Source organism: Pseudomonas asgharzadehiana (assembly GCF_019139815.1).
Lineage (GTDB): Bacteria > Pseudomonadota > Gammaproteobacteria > Pseudomonadales > Pseudomonadaceae > Aquipseudomonas > Aquipseudomonas asgharzadehiana.
In genome coordinates this window covers 5,302,186-5,325,272 of record NZ_CP077079.1, presented here as the reverse complement: position 1 = coordinate 5,325,272, position 23,087 = coordinate 5,302,186, and the positions used below count along the sequence as shown (strand labels likewise).

General features: G+C 59.4%; 12 protein-coding genes, 2 tRNA genes and 3 rRNA genes. 15 read left to right on the top strand and 2 right to left on the bottom strand.

Annotated features, from left to right (window positions below):
• Positions 1-252: 252 nt before the first annotated feature.
• The 11 genes from KSS96_RS24160 (at position 253) to yfiB (ending at position 17,238) form a co-directional block, all read left to right on the top strand.
• Positions 253-1,789: ribosomal RNA gene (locus KSS96_RS24160) — 16S ribosomal RNA — on the top strand.
• An 82-nt stretch (positions 1,790-1,871) separates the two neighbouring features.
• A tRNA-Ile gene (locus tag KSS96_RS24155) sits at positions 1,872-1,948 on the top strand.
• Between the two features lie 30 nt (positions 1,949-1,978).
• Positions 1,979-2,054: transfer RNA gene (locus tag KSS96_RS24150), tRNA-Ala, on the top strand.
• 234 nt (positions 2,055-2,288) lie between these two features.
• Positions 2,289-5,180: ribosomal RNA gene (locus tag KSS96_RS24145) — 23S ribosomal RNA — on the top strand.
• Between the two features lie 157 nt (positions 5,181-5,337).
• Positions 5,338-5,453: ribosomal RNA gene (gene rrf, locus KSS96_RS24140) — 5S ribosomal RNA — on the top strand.
• The 16S, 23S and 5S rRNA genes sit together here with 2 tRNA genes alongside, the layout of an rRNA operon.
• 134 nt (positions 5,454-5,587) lie before the next feature.
• Positions 5,588-9,037 carry an exodeoxyribonuclease V subunit gamma gene (recC, locus tag KSS96_RS24135; RefSeq protein WP_217855374.1) on the top strand — a complete coding sequence of 1,150 codons (3,450 nt, stop codon included), beginning with the start codon at positions 5,588-5,590 and terminating at the stop codon, positions 9,035-9,037.
• Entirely contained in the window at positions 9,034-12,708 is a 3,675-nt protein-coding gene (gene recB / locus KSS96_RS24130; protein WP_068932433.1) for an exodeoxyribonuclease V subunit beta, read from the top strand. The genes recC and recB overlap by 4 nt, the downstream gene beginning before the upstream one ends.
• A complete protein-coding gene (recD, locus tag KSS96_RS24125) occupies positions 12,705-14,774 on the top strand; it encodes an exodeoxyribonuclease V subunit alpha (protein ID WP_068932435.1) in 2,070 nt (689 codons plus the stop codon). The genes recB and recD overlap by 4 nt, the downstream gene beginning before the upstream one ends.
• A gap of 142 nt (positions 14,775-14,916) precedes the next feature.
• Positions 14,917-15,483: a regulatory sequestration protein YfiR gene (gene yfiR, locus KSS96_RS24120; RefSeq protein ID WP_017530723.1), complete on the top strand. Its 567-nt coding sequence runs from the start codon at positions 14,917-14,919 to the stop codon at positions 15,481-15,483.
• On the top strand, positions 15,480-16,742 hold the full coding sequence (gene dgcN, locus KSS96_RS24115; RefSeq protein ID WP_017530722.1) for a diguanylate cyclase DgcN/YfiN: 1,263 nt from the start codon (positions 15,480-15,482) through the stop codon (positions 16,740-16,742). Before yfiR ends, dgcN begins: the two co-directional genes overlap by 4 nt.
• A 4-nt stretch (positions 16,743-16,746) precedes the next feature.
• On the top strand, positions 16,747-17,238 hold the full coding sequence (gene yfiB, locus KSS96_RS24110) for an outer membrane lipoprotein YfiB (RefSeq protein ID WP_065876582.1): 492 nt from the start codon (positions 16,747-16,749) through the stop codon (positions 17,236-17,238).
• A gap of 148 nt (positions 17,239-17,386) precedes the next feature.
• Here yfiB and KSS96_RS24105 read toward each other — a convergent pair whose 3' ends face one another.
• Positions 17,387-18,334: a LysR family transcriptional regulator gene (locus tag KSS96_RS24105; RefSeq protein ID WP_017531082.1), complete on the bottom strand. Its 948-nt coding sequence runs from the start codon at positions 18,332-18,334 to the stop codon at positions 17,387-17,389.
• A gap of 131 nt (positions 18,335-18,465) precedes the next feature.
• Between KSS96_RS24105 and KSS96_RS24100 the strand changes: the two genes are divergently transcribed.
• Both KSS96_RS24100 and mmsB read left to right on the top strand, forming a co-directional pair.
• Entirely contained in the window at positions 18,466-19,983 is a 1,518-nt protein-coding gene (locus KSS96_RS24100; protein WP_017531081.1) for a CoA-acylating methylmalonate-semialdehyde dehydrogenase, read from the top strand.
• A 14-nt stretch (positions 19,984-19,997) separates the two neighbouring features.
• Positions 19,998-20,885: a 3-hydroxyisobutyrate dehydrogenase gene (gene mmsB, locus KSS96_RS24095; RefSeq protein WP_017531080.1), complete on the top strand. Its 888-nt coding sequence runs from the start codon at positions 19,998-20,000 to the stop codon at positions 20,883-20,885.
• Positions 20,886-20,938: 53 nt separating this feature from the next.
• On the opposite strand, the gene KSS96_RS24090 is transcribed toward mmsB, so the two are convergent.
• A complete protein-coding gene (locus KSS96_RS24090) occupies positions 20,939-21,283 on the bottom strand; it encodes a cupin domain-containing protein (protein ID WP_017531079.1) in 345 nt (114 codons plus the stop codon).
• Between the two features lie 298 nt (positions 21,284-21,581).
• On the opposite strand from KSS96_RS24090, the gene kynB reads away from it, so the two are divergent.
• Together kynB and kynA are read left to right on the top strand one after the other, a co-directional pair.
• Positions 21,582-22,232 carry an arylformamidase gene (kynB, locus tag KSS96_RS24085; RefSeq protein WP_065876581.1) on the top strand — a complete coding sequence of 217 codons (651 nt, stop codon included), beginning with the start codon at positions 21,582-21,584 and terminating at the stop codon, positions 22,230-22,232.
• Positions 22,229-23,086 carry a tryptophan 2,3-dioxygenase gene (kynA, locus tag KSS96_RS24080; RefSeq protein WP_065876580.1) on the top strand — a complete coding sequence of 286 codons (858 nt, stop codon included), beginning with the start codon at positions 22,229-22,231 and terminating at the stop codon, positions 23,084-23,086. Before kynB ends, kynA begins: the two co-directional genes overlap by 4 nt.
• Position 23,087 lies beyond the last annotated feature (1 nt).

Below are 23,087 nucleotides of genomic sequence, written 5' to 3'. Positions count from 1 at the left end.
TCTTCGAAAGCTTCTGAAAATAACCGCTTGACAGCAAATGAGGCTGCTGTAGAATGCGCGCCTCGGTTGAGACGAAAGCTCTTAACCAACCGCTCTTTAACAACTGAATCAAGCAATTCGTGTGGGTGCTTGTGGAGTCAGACTGATAGTCAACAAGATTATCAGCATCACAAGTTACTCCGCGAGAAATCAAAGATGTAACCAACGATTGCTGAGCCAAGTTTAGGGTTTCTTAAAAACCCAAAGATGTTTGAACTGAAGAGTTTGATCATGGCTCAGATTGAACGCTGGCGGCAGGCCTAACACATGCAAGTCGAGCGGTAGAGAGAAGCTTGCTTCTCTTGAGAGCGGCGGACGGGTGAGTAATGCCTAGGAATCTGCCTGGTAGTGGGGGATAACGTTCGGAAACGGACGCTAATACCGCATACGTCCTACGGGAGAAAGCAGGGGACCTTCGGGCCTTGCGCTATCAGATGAGCCTAGGTCGGATTAGCTAGTTGGTGAGGTAATGGCTCACCAAGGCGACGATCCGTAACTGGTCTGAGAGGATGATCAGTCACACTGGAACTGAGACACGGTCCAGACTCCTACGGGAGGCAGCAGTGGGGAATATTGGACAATGGGCGAAAGCCTGATCCAGCCATGCCGCGTGTGTGAAGAAGGTCTTCGGATTGTAAAGCACTTTAAGTTGGGAGGAAGGGCAGTTACCTAATACGTGATTGTTTTGACGTTACCGACAGAATAAGCACCGGCTAACTCTGTGCCAGCAGCCGCGGTAATACAGAGGGTGCAAGCGTTAATCGGAATTACTGGGCGTAAAGCGCGCGTAGGTGGTTTGTTAAGTTGGATGTGAAATCCCCGGGCTCAACCTGGGAACTGCATTCAAAACTGACTGACTAGAGTATGGTAGAGGGTGGTGGAATTTCCTGTGTAGCGGTGAAATGCGTAGATATAGGAAGGAACACCAGTGGCGAAGGCGACCACCTGGACTGATACTGACACTGAGGTGCGAAAGCGTGGGGAGCAAACAGGATTAGATACCCTGGTAGTCCACGCCGTAAACGATGTCAACTAGCCGTTGGGAGCCTTGAGCTCTTAGTGGCGCAGCTAACGCATTAAGTTGACCGCCTGGGGAGTACGGCCGCAAGGTTAAAACTCAAATGAATTGACGGGGGCCCGCACAAGCGGTGGAGCATGTGGTTTAATTCGAAGCAACGCGAAGAACCTTACCAGGCCTTGACATCCAATGAACTTTCTAGAGATAGATTGGTGCCTTCGGGAACATTGAGACAGGTGCTGCATGGCTGTCGTCAGCTCGTGTCGTGAGATGTTGGGTTAAGTCCCGTAACGAGCGCAACCCTTGTCCTTAGTTACCAGCACGTCATGGTGGGCACTCTAAGGAGACTGCCGGTGACAAACCGGAGGAAGGTGGGGATGACGTCAAGTCATCATGGCCCTTACGGCCTGGGCTACACACGTGCTACAATGGTCGGTACAGAGGGTTGCCAAGCCGCGAGGTGGAGCTAATCCCATAAAACCGATCGTAGTCCGGATCGCAGTCTGCAACTCGACTGCGTGAAGTCGGAATCGCTAGTAATCGCGAATCAGAATGTCGCGGTGAATACGTTCCCGGGCCTTGTACACACCGCCCGTCACACCATGGGAGTGGGTTGCACCAGAAGTAGCTAGTCTAACCTTCGGGAGGACGGTTACCACGGTGTGATTCATGACTGGGGTGAAGTCGTAACAAGGTAGCCGTAGGGGAACCTGCGGCTGGATCACCTCCTTAATCGACGACATCAGCTGCTCCATAAGTTCCCACACGAATTGCTTGATTCATTGAAGAAGACGATAAGAAGCAGCCCGAAATTGGGTCTGTAGCTCAGTTGGTTAGAGCGCACCCCTGATAAGGGTGAGGTCGGCAGTTCGAATCTGCCCAGACCCACCAATTTTGTGTGGGAAACGCCTGTAGAAATATGGGGCCATAGCTCAGCTGGGAGAGCGCCTGCCTTGCACGCAGGAGGTCAACGGTTCGATCCCGTTTGGCTCCACCACTACTGCTTCTGACGTATGAAAGCTTAGAAATGAGCATTCCATCCTAGCGATGGTGAATGTTGATTTCTAGTCTTTGATTAGATCGTTCTTTAAAAATTTGGGTATGTGATAGAAAGATAGACTGAACGTTACTTTCACTGGTAACGGATCAGGCTAAGGTAAAATTTGTGAGTGATTACAGATTTTCGGCGAATGTCGTCTTCACAGTATAACCAGATTGCTTGGGGTTATATGGTCAAGTGAAGAAGCGCATACGGTGGATGCCTTGGCAGTCAGAGGCGATGAAAGACGTGGTAGCCTGCGAAAAGCTTCGGGGAGTCGGCAAACAGACTTTGATCCGGAGATGTCTGAATGGGGGAACCCAGCCATCATAAGATGGTTATCTTGTACTGAATACATAGGTGCAAGAGGCGAACCAGGGGAACTGAAACATCTAAGTACCCTGAGGAAAAGAAATCAACCGAGATTCCCTTAGTAGTGGCGAGCGAACGGGGACTAGCCCTTAAGTGGCTTTGAGATTAGCGGAACGCTCTGGAAAGTGCGGCCATAGTGGGTGATAGCCCTGTACGCGAAAATCTCTTAGTCATGAAATCGAGTAGGACGGAGCACGAGAAACTTTGTCTGAATATGGGGGGACCATCCTCCAAGGCTAAATACTACTGACTGACCGATAGTGAACTAGTACCGTGAGGGAAAGGCGAAAAGAACCCCGGAGAGGGGAGTGAAATAGATCCTGAAACCGTATGCGTACAAGCAGTGGGAGCCCACTTTGTTGGGTGACTGCGTACCTTTTGTATAATGGGTCAGCGACTTATTTTCAGTGGCGAGCTTAACCGAATAGGGGAGGCGTAGCGAAAGCGAGTCTTAATAGGGCGTCTAGTCGCTGGGAATAGACCCGAAACCGGGCGATCTATCCATGGGCAGGTTGAAGGTTGGGTAACACTAACTGGAGGACCGAACCGACTACCGTTGAAAAGTTAGCGGATGACCTGTGGATCGGAGTGAAAGGCTAATCAAGCTCGGAGATAGCTGGTTCTCCTCGAAAGCTATTTAGGTAGCGCCTCATGTATCACTGTAGGGGGTAGAGCACTGTTTCGGCTAGGGGGTCATCCCGACTTACCAAACCGATGCAAACTCCGAATACCTACAAGTGCCGAGCATGGGAGACACACGGCGGGTGCTAACGTCCGTCGTGAAAAGGGAAACAACCCAGACCGTCAGCTAAGGTCCCAAAGTTATGGTTAAGTGGGAAACGATGTGGGAAGGCTTAGACAGCTAGGAGGTTGGCTTAGAAGCAGCCACCCTTTAAAGAAAGCGTAATAGCTCACTAGTCGAGTCGGCCTGCGCGGAAGATGTAACGGGGCTCAAACCATACACCGAAGCTACGGGTATCACGTAAGTGATGCGGTAGAGGAGCGTTCTGTAAGCCTGTGAAGGTGAGTTGAGAAGCTTGCTGGAGGTATCAGAAGTGCGAATGCTGACATGAGTAACGACAATGGGTGTGAAAAACACCCACGCCGAAAGACCAAGGTTTCCTGCGCAACGTTAATCGACGCAGGGTTAGTCGGTCCCTAAGGCGAGGCTGAAAAGCGTAGTCGATGGAAAACAGGTTAATATTCCTGTACTTCTGGTTATTGCGATGGAGGGACGGAGAAGGCTAGGCCAGCTTGGCGTTGGTTGTCCAAGTTTAAGGTGGTAGGCTGGAATCTTAGGTAAATCCGGGATTCTAAGGCCGAGAGCTGATGACGAGCTAACTTTTAGTTAGCGAAGTGGTTGATGCCATGCTTCCAAGAAAAGCTTCTAAGCTTCAGGTAACCAGGAACCGTACCCCAAACCGACACAGGTGGTTGGGTAGAGAATACCAAGGCGCTTGAGAGAACTCGGGTGAAGGAACTAGGCAAAATGGCACCGTAACTTCGGGAGAAGGTGCGCCGGTGAGGGTGAAGGACTTGCTCCGTAAGCCCATGCCGGTCGAAGATACCAGGCCGCTGCGACTGTTTATTAAAAACACAGCACTCTGCAAACACGAAAGTGGACGTATAGGGTGTGACGCCTGCCCGGTGCCGGAAGGTTAATTGATGGGGTTAGCTAACGCGAAGCTCTTGATCGAAGCCCCGGTAAACGGCGGCCGTAACTATAACGGTCCTAAGGTAGCGAAATTCCTTGTCGGGTAAGTTCCGACCTGCACGAATGGCGTAACGATGGCGGCGCTGTCTCCACCCGAGACTCAGTGAAATTGAAATCGCTGTGAAGATGCAGTGTATCCGCGGCTAGACGGAAAGACCCCGTGAACCTTTACTATAGCTTTGCACTGGACTTTGAATTTGCTTGTGTAGGATAGGTGGGAGGCTTTGAAGCGTGGACGCCAGTCTGCGTGGAGCCAACCTTGAAATACCACCCTGGCAACTTTGAGGTTCTAACTCAGGTCCGTTATCCGGATCGAGGACAGTGTATGGTGGGTAGTTTGACTGGGGCGGTCTCCTCCTAAAGAGTAACGGAGGAGTACGAAGGTGCGCTCAGACCGGTCGGAAATCGGTCGTAGAGTATAAAGGCAAAAGCGCGCTTGACTGCGAGACAGACACGTCGAGCAGGTACGAAAGTAGGTCTTAGTGATCCGGTGGTTCTGTATGGAAGGGCCATCGCTCAACGGATAAAAGGTACTCCGGGGATAACAGGCTGATACCGCCCAAGAGTTCATATCGACGGCGGTGTTTGGCACCTCGATGTCGGCTCATCACATCCTGGGGCTGAAGCCGGTCCCAAGGGTATGGCTGTTCGCCATTTAAAGTGGTACGCGAGCTGGGTTTAGAACGTCGTGAGACAGTTCGGTCCCTATCTGCCGTGGACGTTTGAGATTTGAGAGGGGCTGCTCCTAGTACGAGAGGACCGGAGTGGACGAACCTCTGGTGTTCCGGTTGTCACGCCAGTGGCATTGCCGGGTAGCTATGTTCGGAATAGATAACCGCTGAAAGCATCTAAGCGGGAAACTAGCCTCAAGATGAGATCTCACTGGAACCTTGAGTTCCCTGAAGGGCCGTCGAAGACTACGACGTTGATAGGTTGGGTGTGTAAGCGCTGTGAGGCGTTGAGCTAACCAATACTAATTGCCCGTGAGGCTTGACCATATAACACCCAAGCAATTTGACTACTCGAAAGAGCATCAGATTGCGGTGTGTGAAGACGAAACGAACCGAAAGTTTGTAACTCACAAAACACCGACTGCTGTCACATACCCAATTTGCTGAAGCGAGGCCATTTGGTCACGAGTCAGTACCCGAATTTCTTGACGACCATAGAGCATTGGAACCACCTGATCCCATCCCGAACTCAGCAGTGAAACGATGCATCGCCGATGGTAGTGTGGGGTTTCCCCATGTGAGAGTAGGTCATCGTCAAGATTAAATTCCAAAACCCCATTTGCGAAAGCAGATGGGGTTTTGTTTTGGGCGCTCGGAAAGTGCAAGAAGCTCATCAGAGCGACCTTCAATGCTAAAGTCCTTTCCTCGATTTAGCTTTTCCCAAGGAAGCCGTTATGCCGGATGCGACGTCACTCAGCGCTGGATTCATGGTGGTTCACGGCAATCGCCTGGACGAACTGCGCAGCTTGGTGGTGAGTTGGATGCGCCGTTACCCTCTGGCGCCCCTGGAAAACGAAATCGCGTTGGTACAAAGCAACGGCATTGCTCAATGGCTCAAGTTGGCCCTGGCGGAAGACCCGCAAGAGGACGATATGGGCGGCTGCGGCATCGCCGCCGCCATCGACGTGCAACTTCCCGGCAGCTTCATGTGGCAGCTCTATCGCATGGTCTTGGGACGTGACGAAATCCCCCCCAAGTCTCTGCTCGATAAAGCTCCACTCACATGGCGCTTGATGCGCTTGCTTCCGGAACTCATCGATCGACCGCATTTCGAGCCATTACAACGCTTTTTGACCCACGACACGGATCTACGTAAACGCTACCAACTGGCGGAGCGCCTGGCCGACTTGTTCGACCAATATCAGGTCTACCGCGCCGACTGGCTGGAAGACTGGGCTGCCGGTCGCCACCAATTGCGCAACGGTCGAGGCGAACCCAAGCCACTCAACCCCTCCAACTGCTGGCAAGCTGAGTTATGGCGCGCATTGCTACTGGATGTAGGGGCAGAGGGCATGGCCCAAAGCCGGGCCGGTGTTCATCAGCGCTTCATCGAACGCATCAATGCCCTTGCGCAAGCACCTAATGGGCTGCCTTCGCGGGTGATCGTTTTCGGGATTTCTTCCCTGCCTGCCCAAGCGCTCGAAGCCCTTGCCGGACTCGCCCGTTTCAGCCAAGTCCTGCTGTGCGTGCACAACCCTTGTCGCCATCATTGGTCCGACATCGTTGCCGACAAAGACCTACTGCGTAACGAATACAAACGCCAAGCGCGCAAAGCTGGCATGCCGCTCACGCTCGATTCACAGACCCTGCACCAGCACGCCCACCCGTTACTCGCTGCCTGGGGCAAGCAAGGCCGCGACTACATCAGCCTGCTGGACAGTTATGACGACCCCAACAGTTACCGCGCAGCCTTCCACGACGGTCGCATCGACCTGTTCAGCGACAGCGTCCCCACCACACTGCTCAACCAACTCCAGGACGATATCCTCGAGCTACGCCCACTCAATGAGACGCGTGAGCGATGGGCTGCTGTCGATCTGCAACGTGATACGTCAATCCGCTTCCACATTGCCCACAGCGCTCAACGCGAAGTGGAAATTCTCCACGACCAATTGCTTCAACGCTTCAGCGACGATCCGGCACTGCGCCCCCGCGACATCATCGTCATGGTCCCCGATGTCGACAGCTACGCGCCGCATATTCGCGCCGTGTTCGGCCAGTTGGAAAGAAGCGACTCCCGCTTCATCCCCTTCACCCTTACCGATCAAGGCCAGCGTGGCCGCGACCCGCTGCTGATCGCCGTTGAACACCTGCTCAAACTCCCTGACAGCCGCTTCCCCGTCAGCGAAATTCTTGACCTGCTCGACGTTCCCGCGCTGCGCGAACGTTTCGCCATCAAGGAGCGCGACCTGCCCACGCTGCACCGCTGGATCGAAGGCGCCGGCATTCGTTGGGGCCTCAACGCCGAACAACGTGCCGGCCTCGGTCTGCCGGTAGACCTGGAGCAGAACAGCTGGCGATTTGGCCTGCGTCGTATGCTGTTGGGGTACGCCGTCGGCACCGGTGCCGCTTGCAACGGCATTGAACCCTACGATGAAATCGGTGGCCTCGACGCGGCGTTGATTGGCCCCTTGGTCGCTCTGCTCGACGCATTGCATGACGCGCATCAAACGCTCTCCCAACCGGCCGCGCCCCAAGAGTGGGGCGAACGTCTACGACGATTGATGCAACTTTTCTTCCTGCCCAGCAGCGAGCACGACGACTACCTGCTCGGCCAACTCGAACAACTCCGGGAAACGTGGCTGGAAACCTGCGAGTCCGTTGGCCTGCAGGACCAATTACCTCTCACTGTAGTGCGCGAAGCCTGGCTGGCCGGTCTCGATCAAGGCCGCTTGTCCCAGCGTTTCCTCGCCGGTGCTGTCAATTTTTGTACCCTGATGCCTATGCGAGCGATCCCGTTCAAGCTCGTTTGCCTGCTCGGCATGAACGACGGCGACTACCCTCGCGCGCAACCGCCGCTGGATTTCGACCTGATGGGCAGCGACTACCGCCCCGGTGATCGTTCACGCCGCGAAGACGACCGCTACCTGCTACTCGAAGGCTTGCTGTCCGCCCGCGATCAGCTCTATATCAGTTGGGTGGGCCGCAGCATCCGCGACAATAGCGAGCGCCCCGCATCAGTACTGATCGGCCAACTGCGCGATCATATCGCCAGCGGCTGGCATAACGCACAAGCAACCCCCCTAGTGGAGGCGATGACCCAGGAACACCCTCTTCAACCTTTCAGCGCCCGCTATTTCCACGAAGACGACCCGCTGTTCAGTTATGCCCGCGAGTGGCAATTGCTCCACCAAACGGCCGAAGCCGTGGTTAATGCAGATGAGCTGGCGCAGCACCACCAGGAGGAACCGCTGAGCCTTGGCCAGCTACAAGACTTCCTGCGCAACCCGGTCAAACACTTCTTCAGCCAGCGCCTCAAGGTATTTTTCGAAGCTGCCGAAGTGCCTTTGGCTGATGAAGAACCCTTCGTCCTCGATGCATTGCAACGCTACAGCTTGAGTGACAGCCTGTTGAACGCCGCGCTGTCACAGCCGGCTCAGCTCGACCAAGCCCTCAACGCCCAGGCCTTGCGTTTGCAAGGCAGCGGTCTGTTGCCCATGGTCGGTTTCGGCGAGTGCCTGCGCAACGAACTGATCGAGCCTTTGCCCGACCTGCTACAGCGCTACCACCAATTACTGGCCCTCTGGCCAACCCCGCATCCCGGTGCCGAACCGATCAGTTTCGAGCATCAAGGCATTGCGCTGGAGGGCTGGATCAGTGGGCTGCATCGACGCAGTGATGGCGGGTTGCTAAGCATCACCACCATCCCCAACAGCATTGGCTCGGTCAAAACGCGCAAGTGGCATCGCCTGATCCGTCCGTGGGTCAATCACCTGGTGGCGTGTGCCTGCGGTCTGCCGCTGAGCACCGGTCTGGTGGCCAGCGACGACACCTTGCTGCTGGCCCCGCTGGATAAAGCCGCCGCCCGGGAAACCCTCGGCGAACTGCTGCTGGCCTGGCGCTACGGCATGCAAAAACCACTTGCGGTAGCCGTTAAAACTGCCTTCGCCTGGCTCAGCCAAACCGACCCGGACAAGGCCCACGCCGCAGCGCGCAAAGCCTTCGAAGGCGACGGCTTGACCTCCGACGGCGAGCGCCGCGAAACCCCCGCGCTCACCCGACAATTCCCCGATTACAGCGCCTTGATCGCGAATGAAGAATTCGAAGGTTGGTGCGAAACCCTCTATCGCCCACTGCTCAATGCTCCCTGGCGATCACTTACAGGCGAGGAGGTCGGCACATGAACAACAAACCCTTGGCCCTGGCCTTCCCGCTAAAAGGCAGCCAACTGATTGAAGCCAGCGCCGGTACCGGCAAAACCTTCACCATCTCCGCGTTGTACCTGCGCCTGGTGCTTGGCCACGGCGGTCAAGAGTCCGGCTTTGGCCGCGAACTGCTGCCGCCGCAAATCCTGGTGGTGACCTTCACGGATGCGGCAACGAAAGAGTTGCGTGAACGTATCCGCATTCGCCTGGCTGAAGCCGCGCGGTTTTTTCGCGACGAAATCGATCAGCCCGATGCCCTGATCGCAGAGCTGCGCGAAGAATACCCACCCGAGCAATGGCCCGGCTGCGCCAACCGCTTGGACATTGCCGCGCAGTGGATGGACGAGGCCGCCGTTTCGACCATTCATAGTTGGTGCCAGCGCATGCTGCGCGAACATGCGTTCGACAGCGGCAGCCTGTTTACCCAGACCCTGGAGACCGACCACAGCGACCTGCTGGGCCAAGTGCTGCGCGATTACTGGCGGTTGTTCTGCTACCCCATGCACGACGACGCCCTCAACTGGGTGCGCAGTAACTGGGGTGGCCCCGCTGCGTTGATGCCACGCGTGCGCGCACTGTTCGGCAGCGAACGGCCGACAGATGAAAACCGCGAACCCGCCGAGTTGATCAGCGCTTGCCTACAAGAACGCCGCGAAGCGTTGATCAACATCAAAGCTCCCTGGCAACAATGGGCCGCTGAGCTACGCGATATCTGCCTGCAAGCGGTGGCCGCCAAAGCGGTCGACGGCCGCAAGATGCAAGCTCGCTACTTTGAGCCCTGGTTCGAGAAGATCAGCGCCTGGGCCGCAGACGACATCCTGGAACAACTGGACATCGGCACCGGTTTTACCCGGCTCACCCCCGACGGTATAGCCGAAGCCTGGAAGGGCGACCCACCGCAGCATCCCGGCATTGACGCCATGGCCAGCCTTAAAGCCAGCCTTGACGCCCTGCCTACCCCCGATGCCGCCGTGTTGCAACACGCCGCCGGCTGGGTGAGCAAGTGCTTCGAAGAAGAAAAACGCCGCCGCGCCGAAATGGGCTTCGACGACATGCTGATCCGCCTCAACGCGGCCTTGCAAGCCGACGGCGGCGAGCGCCTGGCTAACGTGATTCGTGAGCAGTTCCCGGTAGCCCTGATCGATGAATTCCAAGACACCGACCCCGTGCAATACAACATCTTCGACAGCATTTACCGCATCGAAGAAAACCACCCCGACAGCGGCTTGTTCCTGATCGGCGACCCCAAGCAGGCGATCTACGCCTTCCGTGGTGCCGATATCTATACCTACTTGCGTGCGCGGCAGTCCACCACCGGACGGCACCACACCTTGGGCACCAACTTCCGCTCCAGCCATGCGATGGTCGAGGCGGTAAACCATGTATTCCAGCGCGCGGAAACAGGTCGCGGTGCGTTCTTGTTCCGTGAACCCAATGGTGATAACCCGGTGCCGTTCCAGCCGGTGCTGTCCCAAGGACGCAAGGAAAAACTCCAGGTCGATGGCCAAACGCTGCCGGCGATGAACCTCTGGCACCTGCCTACCGACCAACCCGTATCCAACGCGGTGTACCGCCAGCAATTGGCCGGCGCCTGCGCCACGCAGATTGTCGCGTTGCTCAACGGCGGCCAGCAGGGCACGGCCGGCTTCCTACACTCAGATGACAGCTTCAAAGGCGTACTACCGTCAGACATCGCCATCCTCGTGCGCGACGGTAAAGAAGCCCAGGCCGTGCGCGCCGAGTTGGCTGCTCGTGGTGTGCGTAGCGTGTACCTGTCCGATAAGGACTCGGTGTTCGCCGCCCAAGAAGCCCACGACCTGCTGGCCTGGCTCAAGGCCTGCGCAGAGCCCGACGTCGAGCGCCCGCTGCGCGCCGCGCTGGCCTGCGTCACGCTCAACCTTTCCCTGCCGGAACTGGAGCGTCTGAACCAGGACGAACTGGCGTGGGAAACCCGTGTGATGCAATTTCGTGGCTATCGCGCGATCTGGCGTACCCAAGGCGTGCTGCCGATGCTGCGTCGCCTGCTCCACGATTTCAAACTGCCACAAACCCTGATCGCCCGCAGCGACGGCGAGCGCGTGTTGACCAACCTGCTGCACCTGAGTGAACTGCTGCAACAGGCCGCTTCGGAGCTGGATGGCGAACAGGCGCTGATCCGCCATCTGGCCGAACACCTGGCGTCGTCCGGCCAGGCCGGCGAAGAGCAGATCCTGCGGCTGGAAAGCGATGAGCAGCTGGTCAAGGTAGTGACCATCCACAAATCCAAGGGCCTGGAGTACGACTTGGTGTTCCTGCCGTTCATTTGTTCGGCCAAACCGGTAGACGGCAGCCGATTGCCGCTGCACTACCACGACGAACACGGTAAATCCCAGGTCAGCCTGCGCCCAACCGCCGAGTTGATTGCCCAGGCCGATGACGAGCGTCTGGCCGAAGACCTGCGTCTGTTCTACGTAGCCCTGACGCGCGCCAAACATGCCTGCTGGCTTGGCGTTGCCGACCTCAAGCGCGGCAACAGCGCCAGTTCGGTATTGCACCTGTCGGCGCTGGGCTATTTGCTCGGCGGCGGGGCCTCGTTGGCGGAATCGGCAGGCCTGGCGCGTTGGCTGCTGGACCTGCAGCAAGGCTGCCCGGCCATCCACTACGCCCACGTACCCGAAGCGCAAGAAAGCCTGTTTCACCCACCGCGCAACCAGGCCACCTTGCTCGCGCCGTTATTGCCCAAGCGCAAGGCCGCCGAAAACTGGTGGATCGCGTCCTACAGCGCCTTGCGCATTGGCGACAGCATGAGCGTCGCCAATCTCGAGGCACCAGAAAGCCCGCAAGCGCAAAAGCTGTTCGATGACGAACGCCTCGACCCCGACGCACCGCGTGAAGTGGCGGTGTCCGGCGGCGACATACACCGTTTCCCACGCGGCCCCAACCCCGGCACCTTCCTCCACGGCTTGCTGGAGTGGGCCGGCGAAGAAGGCTTCAACGTGTCACCGCAGGCCATCGAAAACGCCGTAGGCGCCCGTTGCAATCGCCGCAACTGGGAAGGCTGGATCATCACCCTCAGCGGTTGGCTGGGCCATTTGCTGCAAACGCCGCTGCCGGTGGATAACGCTCACGTTACCCTCAGCAGCCTGCAGCAATACCAGATCGAAATGGAGTTCTGGTTTGCCAGCCATAAAGTCGACGTGCTCGCCCTCGATAAGCTGGTGTGCCAGTACACCCACAACGGTGTCGCGCGGGTAGCCGCCGAGCCGGTGCTGCTCAACGGTATGTTCAAGGGCTTTATCGACCTGACTTTCGAACATGACGGCCGCTATTACGTGGCCGACTACAAATCCAACTGGCTCGGCCCAGACGATTCGGCCTACACCCTCGATGCCATGGAACGTTCGATCCTTGAGCATCGGTATGACTTGCAATACGTGCTTTACCTGCTGGCCCTGCACCGCCAACTGAAGGCTCGTCTGCCGGACTATGACTACGACCGTCACGTCGGTGGTGCGCTGTATGTGTTTCTGCGCGGCACCCAGTCCGCGAGCCGGGGCGCGTATTTCACCCGGCCGCCACGAGAACTGATCGAAGGCCTGGACCTGTTGTTCCAGGGCAAGCCCATCCCGCCCAAGGTTGAGCCCGCCTGGGAACAAGGAGTGTTGTTATGAGCCTGTCGCCGTTACCGCTTGAAGCGCTGGAGCCCCTGGGCCGCGCCGCCGACCTGGTGCAGTTGCTTGAGCGATGGGTTGACCGTGGTTGGCTGCGGGCGTTGGACAAGGCCTTTGTCGGTTTCCTGCATGAACTCGACCCGCAGGCCGACCCCTTGGTGCTGCTGGCGGCGGCCTTGACCAGCCATCAATTGGGCCACGGTCACGTGTGCCTCGACCTGTTTGAAACCCTCAAGGCGCCGGATTTCGCCTTGTCCTTGCCGCCCGAAGGCGACCTGCAAACCGGTGCCATGCTACTGCCGTCGCAATTGCTTGATGGTCTCGACGGTGCCCATTGGTGCCATGCCCTGGCCGCGAGCCCGCTGGTCGCCCTGGCGTTGGACGCCAGCGAAGCCGCGCAAAGCCGTCCGCTGGTGCTGTCCGGCAAACGCTTGTACCTGCGCCGCTACTGGGCCTACGAGCGCCGCATCGACAGCGCTCTACGCCAGCGGCTGGCGAGCGAAGAAGCGGTCGCCGCCGATTTGCCCGAACGCCTCAACGGTCTGTTTGACCAGCCGGCGCCCGATGGCGTGATCGACTGGCAAAAGCTCGCCTGCGCCCTGGCTACCCGAGGTGCCTTCAGCATCGTCACCGGCGGCCCCGGTACCGGCAAGACCACCACCGTGGTGCGCTTGCTCGCCTTGTTGCAGGCGCCTGCCGTCGAGGCCGGCAGCCCGTTGCGCATCCGTCTTGCCGCGCCCACCGGTAAAGCCGCCGCGCGCCTTACCGAGTCCATCAGCCAGCAAGTGCTGTCGCTGAAAGTGCCGCAAAGCGTGAAGGAAAAGATCCCGACCCAAGTCACCACTGTTCACCGTTTACTGGGCAGTCGCCCCGGCACCCGGCACTTCCGTCATCACCTGGGCAACCCATTGCCATTGGATGTGCTGGTGGTGGACGAAGCCTCGATGATCGACCTGGAGATGATGGCCAACCTGTTGGACGCGTTGCCGCCCCATGCGCGCCTGGTGCTGTTGGGCGACAAGGACCAACTCGCCTCGGTGGAGGCCGGCGCCGTACTCGGCGACTTGTGCCGCGACGCCGAAGCCGGCTGGTACAACCCCCAGACCCGCCAATGGCTGCAAACCGTCAGCGGCGAAGACCTCAGCGCCGGCGGCCTGCGCGAAGACCTCGACGGTAGCCATCCCCTGGCCCAGCAAGTGGTGATGCTGCGTTACTCGCGACGTTTCGGCGAAGGCAGCGGCATCGGCCAACTGGCACGCTGGGTTAACCAGCAGAACGCCGAAGAGGCGCGCAAACTGCTGGCCGCGCGCAGCCACCGCGACCTGTTCTGCGTAGGCCTTAAGGGTGAGCACGACCACGCCTTGGAACATCTGGTTTTGGACGGGCAGGGTGAGGGTGCCGAGGGCTATCGCTATTACCTCAACCTGCTGCACAGCGCCCGTCCGTCCCTCGACACCCCGCGTGAAGACGCCGCCTGGACCCACTGGGCACAGCAATTGTTGCAAGCCTTCGATGCGTTTCAGCTGCTCTGCGCGGTGCGCAAGGGCCCGTGGGGCGTGGAAGGGCTGAACCTGCGCATCACCGCGGCCTTGCGCAAAGTTCGGCTGATCGAGGGCGAAGAGCAATGGTATGAAGGCCGCCCGGTACTCATGACCCGTAATGACTATGGCCTGGGCCTGATGAACGGCGACATCGGCATCGCCCTCAAACTCCCCGAAAGCAACGGCGGCCCCCACGTGTTGCGCGTGGCGTTCCCACGTAACGACGGCCAGGGCGGCGTGCGATTTGTGCTGCCCAGCCGGCTTAACGATGTGGAAACCGTGTACGCCATGACCGTGCACAAATCCCAGGGCTCGGAGTTCACTCACACGGCATTGATCCTGCCAGACGCCTTGAACCCGGTATTGACCAAGGAGCTGATCTACACCGGCATTACCCGCGCCAAGCGCTGGTTCAGCCTGATCGAACCGCGTGGCGGGGTGTTTGAGGAGGCCGTACGGCGCAAGGTCAAGCGCTTGAGTGGGTTGATGCTGGAGCTGGGCCAGGAAGCAGACAAAACTGACTGAACGGTTATTTAATCTTTCTGGTTGAGTTGTAGGTGTTTTCTGAAAAAATAGCAGGACCCTTCGAGGTGGCACCCTCACGGGGTTTTCCTGCCGTGTGCTATCGTTGCGGCATCATCCCAACAAGACCAAAGAGAATCGCTGCATGAACGTGGCTGTCTCGCCCATAGGCCGTAGCTTGAGCTGGAGACGCGTGTGGTTGGTGGCGATTCTCTGCCTGCTGGCACCGTGCGCGTTTGCCGAGGCGCCCAGCGCAGCGGACCAGCGCGCCCAGGCGGTCACCCAGGTGGTACTCGGTATTCTCAGCTATGCCCGCTGGCCGGTAGAACCCACCCAACTGCACCTGTGCATTGTCGGCCCGACCCAATACACCGATGACCTGATCAAAGGCACCACCCAAGCCACCGGGCGCCCGGTGGAGGTGCGGCGCTTGTTGGCCGACCATCCCGATATCGTCAATGCCTGTGACGCGGTGTACATCGGCAAGCTCAGCAATGACGAACGCAGCCGCCTGTTTACCTCCTTGATCGGCCACCCGGTGCTCAGCATCAGCGAAGGCGGCGACCAATGCACCGTGGGCAGTTTGTTCTGCCTGCGAGTGGGCGATGAGCAGGTGTCGTTTGAGGTCAACCTCGACTCGGTGGCGCGCAGCGGCGTGCGCATTCATCCCAGTGTGCTGCAACTGTCACGTCGTCGGGCACCCGGTTCATGACAGCCGTGAAAGCGCGACCGACCCTGCGTTCCGTCATCGGTCGAGGGCACTTGATCCTGGCTCTGGTGGCAGTGACCCTGGCCAGTGTGTCGCTGACCCTGCTCGGCGTATTGGCGCTTAGGGTCTACGCCGAACACAACCTGCACCTGATCGCTCGCTCCATCAACTACACCGTGGAAGCCGCCGTGGTGTTTAACGACCGCGCCGCTGCCACCGAGGCGCTCAGCCTGATTGCGTCTACCGAGGAAGTGGCCGAGGCCCAAGTGTTGGATGCCAACGGCAAGTCACTGGCGAACTGGGAACGCCCGGAAACCGGCATGCTCTCGCGGCTGGAACTGGCGCTGGCGCACACCCTGCTCGAACAGCCCATCAGCCAGCCGATACTGCACCAGGGGCGTACCATCGGCAGCATCCACCTGAGCGGCCACGGCGGCAGCCTGTTGCGCTTTTTGCTCAGCGGCCTGGCCGGCATTCTGGTGTGTACCGCCCTCAGCGCCTGGGTGGCCCTGCACTTGGCGCGGCGCCTGCTGCGGGGCATCACCGAGCCGCTGCAAAGCCTTGCCGCCGTGGCCCACGCCGCACGCAGCGAGCGCGATTTTAACCGCCGCGTGCCGCCGGCGCGCATCGCCGAACTCGACAGCCTGGGCAGCGACTTCAATGCCTTGCTGGGCGAAATGCAAGCCTGGCAAAACCACCTGCAAAGCGAAAACGAAACCCTGGCGCACCAGGCCAATCACGACAGCCTCACCGGCCTGCCCAACCGCGCGTTCTTCGAAGGCCGGCTGATCCGCGCCCTGCGCAGCGCCGCGAAGCTCGACGAAAAAGTGGCGGTGCTGTTCCTCGACAGCGACCGTTTCAAAGAAATCAACGACAGCTTTGGCCACGCCGCCGGCGATGCCGTCCTCGTCGCCGTGGCCAACCGCGTGCGTGCGCAGCTGCGTGAAGACGACCTGGTGGCGCGTCTGGGCGGTGATGAGTTCGCCATCCTGCTGGCACCCTTGCACACGGTCGAGGATGCCCAAGGCATCGCCGACAAGATCATCGCCAGCATGGATTTACCCATCGTTGTACCTGGCGACGCCCAGGTGCTGACCTCACTGAGCATCGGTATCGCGATCTATCCCGACCATGGCGCGACACCCGGCGCCTTACTCAATGCCGCCGACACGGCGATGTACCAGGCCAAACGGTTTTTCCAGGGCGGCCATCAAACGGCAGAGTCGGAGCACTCCGCCGTCAATGTTCAACACAGGAGTTGATCCCTTGTTTTCGACTGCACGCGTTATGTTCTTCATGTTATGGGTGGCGCTGCTGGCCCTCGGCGGCTGTCAGACACCACCCCCCAAAGGCCTGACCCCGGCGCAGGTGGCGGTCCTCAAACAACAAGGTTTCGAACTCACCGACGAAGGCTGGGCATTCGGCTTGTCGGGCAAAGTGCTGTTTGGCAGCGACGTCGAAACCCTCAACCCACCCAGCACCGAGATCGTCCAACGCATCGGCAAGGCCCTGCTGGGCGTCGGCATCGAACGTGTGCGCATCGACGGCCATACCGACACCTCGGGCAAGGAAATCTACAACCAACAACTCTCCTTGCGCCGCGCCAAAAGCGTGGCCACGGTGTTGACGGGCGTAGGCATGAAAGAAGAAAACGTCCAACTGCGCGGGTTGGGCAGCAGCGAGCCGGTGGCATCCAACGACACCGCAGCAGGGCGTACCGAGAATCGGCGGGTGTCGATCGTGGTGATTGCCGACTGAGCGCACTCGCCAGTTCTTATCTGAAATGCAATCAACTGTGGGAGGGGGCTTGCTCCCGATAGCAATGCATCAGTCACTACCTCCAGTGACTGACACACTGCTATCGGCGGCAAGCCCCTCCCACATTTCAACCGCCGAATGCTGGCCTTCAATCTGCAAACCTCATCTCCCGCGTCTCCCCCATCAACAACCCCTGGTTCTGCTCCGTCACTTCCCTGATGTAGTCCCACAGCAACGTAATGCGCTTCAACTTCCTCAGATCCTCGCGGCAATACATCCAAAACTGTCTGGTAATCGCAATCTGCTCCCCCAGCACCGGCAATAACCGCGGGTCCTGCGCCGCCAGAAAGCACGGCAGTATCGCCATCGACCGGCCCTGCTGCGCCGCCACGTATTGCGCGATTACGCTGGTACTGCGCAGGCTGGCGCTGGCGCCGGGCACCACGTTCGCCAGGTACAGCAACTCCGAGCTGAACGCCAAGTCGTCTACGTAGCTGATAAACGGATGCTCGGCCAAATCCGCCGGGCGTTGGATGGGGGGATGTTGGTCGAGGTAGCCCTGGGTGGCGTACAACTGCAATTTGTAGTCGCACAGTTTGCAGCACACATAGGGCCCGTGTTCCGGGCGTTCCAGGGCGATGACGATGTCGGCTTCGCGCTTGGACAGGCTGATGAAGTGGGGCAGGGGCAGGATGTCTACCGAAATCGCCGGGTAGGTGTCGACGAAGTGGCTCAACTGCGGGGTAACAAAGAAACTGCCGAAGCCCTCGGTGCACCCCATGCGCACATGCCCGGACAGCGCCACGCCAGAGCCGGAGACTTGCTCGCAGGCCATGTGCAGGGTGCTTTCGATGGACTCGGCGTAGCCCAGCAAACGCTGGCCTTCGGCGGTGAGCACGAAGCCGTTGGTCCGGGATTTTTCGAACAGCAGCGTGCCGAGCGACACTTCCAGTGAACTGATGCGCCGCGACACGGTGGTGTAGTCCACCGCCAGGCGCTTGGCGGCGACGCTGGCCTTGCGGGTGCGCGCCACTTCGAGGAAAAACTTCAGGTCATCCCAGTTCAGGGAACCCAGTGATGTGATGTTTTTTTGCATATTGGACCGGCTTTTATGTGCGTTCTTATTAGAGATTTGCACATCTATACTCCAAAAACAGTCCGAACGCCTCATTCTTCAAGGCGATTCAAGCGCCTTGTCTCTAGATAAATATAAGAGTTGGAGACCCCATGAACGCATCTGCCGATATTTCCGTACAACAGGTCAAATTGCTGATCAATGGCGAGTGGGTCGAATCCAAGACCACCCACTGGCAAGACATCGTCAACCCGGCCACCCAGCAGGTACTGGCCAAAGTCCCGTTTGCCACGGCCGAGGAAGTCAACGCCGCCATCGACGCCGCCCATCGCGCCTTCCAGACCTGGAAGCTCACGCCGATCGGCGCACGCATGCGCATCATGCTCAAGCTGCAAGCCTTGATCCGTGAACATTCCAAACGTATCGCCGTCGTCCTCAGCGCCGAGCAGGGCAAGACTATTGCCGACGCCGAGGGCGATATTTTCCGTGGCCTGGAAGTGGTGGAACACGCCTGTTCCATTGGCACCCTGCAAATGGGCGAGTTCGCCGAGAACGTCGCGGGCGGGGTCGACACCTATACCCTGCGCCAGCCCATCGGCGTGTGCGCCGGCATCACCCCGTTCAACTTCCCGGCGATGATCCCGCTGTGGATGTTCCCGATGGCCATCGCCTGCGGTAACACCTTCGTCCTCAAGCCATCCGAGCAGGACCCGCTGTCGACCCTGCTGCTGGTGGAGCTGGCGCTGGAAGCCGGTGTACCGGCCGGCGTGCTCAACGTGGTGCATGGCGGCAAGGACGTGGTGGATGCGCTCTGTACCCACAAAGACATCAAGGCCGTCTCCTTCGTCGGTTCGACGGCGGTCGGCACTCACGTCTATGACCTGGCCGGCAAACACGGCAAGCGCGTGCAGTCGATGATGGGCGCGAAGAACCACGCGGTGGTGCTGCCGGATGCCAATCGCGAACACACGCTCAACGCCTTGGTGGGAGCCGGTTTCGGCGCGGCGGGCCAGCGCTGCATGGCCACCTCGGTGGTGGTGCTGGTGGGCGCCGCCAAGCAATGGCTGCCGGACCTCAAGGCGCTGGCGCAGAAACTCAAGGTCAACGCGGGCAGCGAAGCCGGCACCGATGTGGGCCCGGTGATCTCCAAGCGCGCCAAGGCGCGCATCCTGGAGCTGATCGAAAGCGGCGTCAAAGAAGGCGCCAAGCTGGAGCTGGACGGCCGTGACATTCAAGTGCCGGGCTTCGAGCAAGGCAACTTCGTCGGCCCGACCCTGTTCTCGGGCGTGACCACGGACATGCAGATCTACACCCAGGAAATCTTCGGCCCGGTGCTGGTGGTGCTGGAAGTCGACACCCTCGACCAGGCCATTGCGCTGGTCAACGCCAACCCGTTCGGCAACGGCACCGGTCTGTTCACCCAGAGTGGGGCGGCGGCGCGCAAGTTCCAGAGCGAGATCGACGTAGGCCAGGTCGGCATCAACATTCCGATCCCGGTGCCGGTGCCGTTCTTCAGCTTTACCGGCTCGCGTGGCTCCAAGCTCGGCGACCTCGGCCCTTACGGCAAGCAAGTGGTGCAGTTCTATACCCAGACCAAAACCGTCACCAGCCGCTGGTTCGATGACGACACGGTCAACGATGGCGTCAACACCACCATCAACCTGCGCTGATTTTGGAGACGACCATGAAAATTGCATTTATCGGCCTGGGCAACATGGGCGCGCCCATGGCCCGCAACCTGATCAAGGCCGGCCATGCGCTGAACCTGTTCGACCTGAACCAGGCCGTGCTCAAGGAACTCGCCGAACTGGGCGGCCGCATCAGCGACTCACCGCGTGATGCGGCCAGTGGCGCCGAGCTGGTCATTACCATGCTGCCGGCCGCCGCCCATGTGCGCAGCGTCTGGTTGAACGAAGATGGCGTACTCGCCGGTATCGGCAAGGGCGTGCCGGCGGTGGATTGCAGCACCATCGACCCGCAAACCGCGCGCGAGGTGGCGGCGGCTGCCGCCAAACACGGTGTAGTGATGGCCGACGCGCCGGTCTCCGGCGGTACCGGCGGGGCACAAGCCGGCACCCTGACCTTCATGGTCGGCGCCACCCCGGAACTGTTCGCCACCCTGCAACCGGTGCTGGCGCAGATGGGTCGTAACATCGTGCATTGCGGTGATGTGGGCACCGGGCAGATCGCCAAGATCTGCAACAACCTGCTGCTGGGCATCAGCATGGTCGGCGTCAGCGAAGCCATGGCGCTGGGCGACGCGCTGGGTATCGACACCCAGGTGCTGGCCGGCATCATCAACAGCTCCACCGGGCGTTGCTGGAGCTCCGACACCTACAACCCATGGCCGGGCGTGATTGAAACCGCGCCGTCATCGCGCGGCTATACCGGCGGGTTCGGCGCGGACTTGATGCTCAAGGACCTGGGGCTGGCCACCGAAGCGGCGCGCCAAGCCAGGCAACCGGTGATTCTCGGCGCGGTGGCCCAGCAGTTGTATCAATCGATGAGCCAGCGCGGGGAGGGGGGCAAGGACTTCTCGGCGATCATCAACAGCTATCGCAAGCCCAAATAACCCGTTGTGGTGAGCGGGCTTGCGGTGGCAAGCCCGCTCACCACAAAACAGCTTCAGGCAAACACAAAATACTTACGCACCGTTTCGACCACTTCCCACGTTCCCTTCATCCCCGGCTCCACCACAAAGATATCCCCAGCCCGCAGGTGGATCGGCGCCATCCCTTCAGGGGTGATGATGCAGTAGCCTTCCTGGAAGTGGCAGTATTCCCACTTCACGTAGTCCACATACCACTTGCCCGGGGTGCAGATCCACGTGCCCATGATCTTGCTGCCGTCTTCGCTGGTGTAGGCATTGAGGTTGACGGTGTGCGGGTCGCCTTCGAGCTTTTCCCATTTGCAGGCGTCCAGGACCGGCAGGGGATGGGTGTCGCGCAATACAGTGATGGGCTTGGGCATGATGACTCCGAGGCAGGGAATTAAAAGAAGCACCCTAAAGCCTTGGGCGCGGGGCCGGTGGTCTGAACTCGACACTGGGATACCCAGAAGCGCAGGCGCATACGGTTCTACTGGCACAGCGAGGACAATGTGGGGGCTTTGGTGGCAGCTCCCCTGTGGTTGGGCGGCACTTTCGAGCGTAAACCAGGCATTTCCTCGCAGTAACTGCGAAAGATTTCCCGCTCTGCGCCAGAATTCGCAAGAAAATTCACGACAGGCCCTCGTATCATTCACTTCAGTAACCGCCGAGAGCCTGCAAATGAACCCAATAAAAACGTGGTGGGATATCAGCCCGCCCTTGAGTACGGCGACCCCGACGTGGCCGGGTGATACGCCGTTCCAGGAAGAGCGCGTGTGGCAGTTCGGCCCCGAGTGCCCGGTGAATGTAGGGCGCATTACCCTGTCGCCGCACACCGGCGCCCATGTGGATGCGCCGCTGCATTACAGCGCCGACGGTGCGCCGATCGGCGAAGTGTCGCTGGATGTGTACATGGGGCCTTGTCGCGTGTTGCATTGCCTGGACAGCGGCGCGCTGGTGCAGCCGCATCAGTTGCAAGGGCGTGTGGATAACTTGCCGGAACGTGTGCTGTTGCGCACTTATCCACAAGCGCCGCTGACCGAGTGGGATTCAAACTTCACCGCCATCGCGCCGCAAACCATCGAGCTGCTCGCCAGCCTGGGCGTGCGCTTGATCGGCATCGATACTCCGTCCCTGGACCCGCAGCAGTCCAAGACCATGGATTCCCACAACGCCGTGGCCCGTCATGGCATGGCGATTCTTGAAGGCATCGTGCTTGATGACGTGCCGGAGGGCGACTACGAGTTGATCGCCCTGCCGCTGCGCTTTGCCAACCTCGACGCCAGCCCCGTCCGCGCAATCCTGCGCCCGCTTCTGGAGCCCACGCGATGAGCCAATGTCCCTTCTCTGCCGATTACCAACCCCCGGAAGAATGGCATAACGCCGAACTGAATTTTTCCGAGTCCATGAGCTATGGCGACTATCTGGACCTGGGCAAAGTGCTCAGTGCCCAGCACCCGCTGTCGCCGGACCACAACGAAATGCTCTTCATCATCCAGCACCAGACCTCCGAGCTGTGGATGAAACTGATGCTCCACGAACTCAAGGCCGCCCGCGAACATGTGCGCCTGGGCGAGTTGCCGCCGGCGTTCAAGATGCTGGCGCGGGTCTCGCGCATCTTTGATCAATTGGTACATGCCTGGGCGGTGCTGGCGACCATGACGCCGTCCGAGTACAAGGCGATCCGCCCGTTCCTGGGGCAGTCGTCGGGGTTCCAGTCGTTCCAGTACCGCGAGATCGAATTTATCCTCGGTAACAAAAGCCCTGCGCTGCTGCGTCCGCACGCCCATCGCCTGGAGCTGCTGCAACAGCTGCAAGTGGCGATTGCCACGCCGTCGCTGTATGACGAGGCGATCAACCTGATGATCAAGGCGGGCCTGGCGATTGATCCGAAGCGTGCCGAGCGCGACCCGACGGCGGCCACGGTGCATGATGAGTCGGTGGAGGCGGCGTGGCGCGAGGTGTATCGCGATCCGAACCGGTATTGGGATTTGTATCAGTTGGCCGAGAAGTTTATCGACCTGGAAGATTCGTTCCGCCAGTGGCGTTTTCGGCATGTGACCACGGTGGAGCGGATTATTGGCTTCCAGCCGGGCACCGGTGGTACCGAAGGCGTGGGGTATCTGCGCAAGATGCTCGACACGGTGTTGTTCCCCGAACTGTGGCGAGTACGCTCTACTCTGTAAA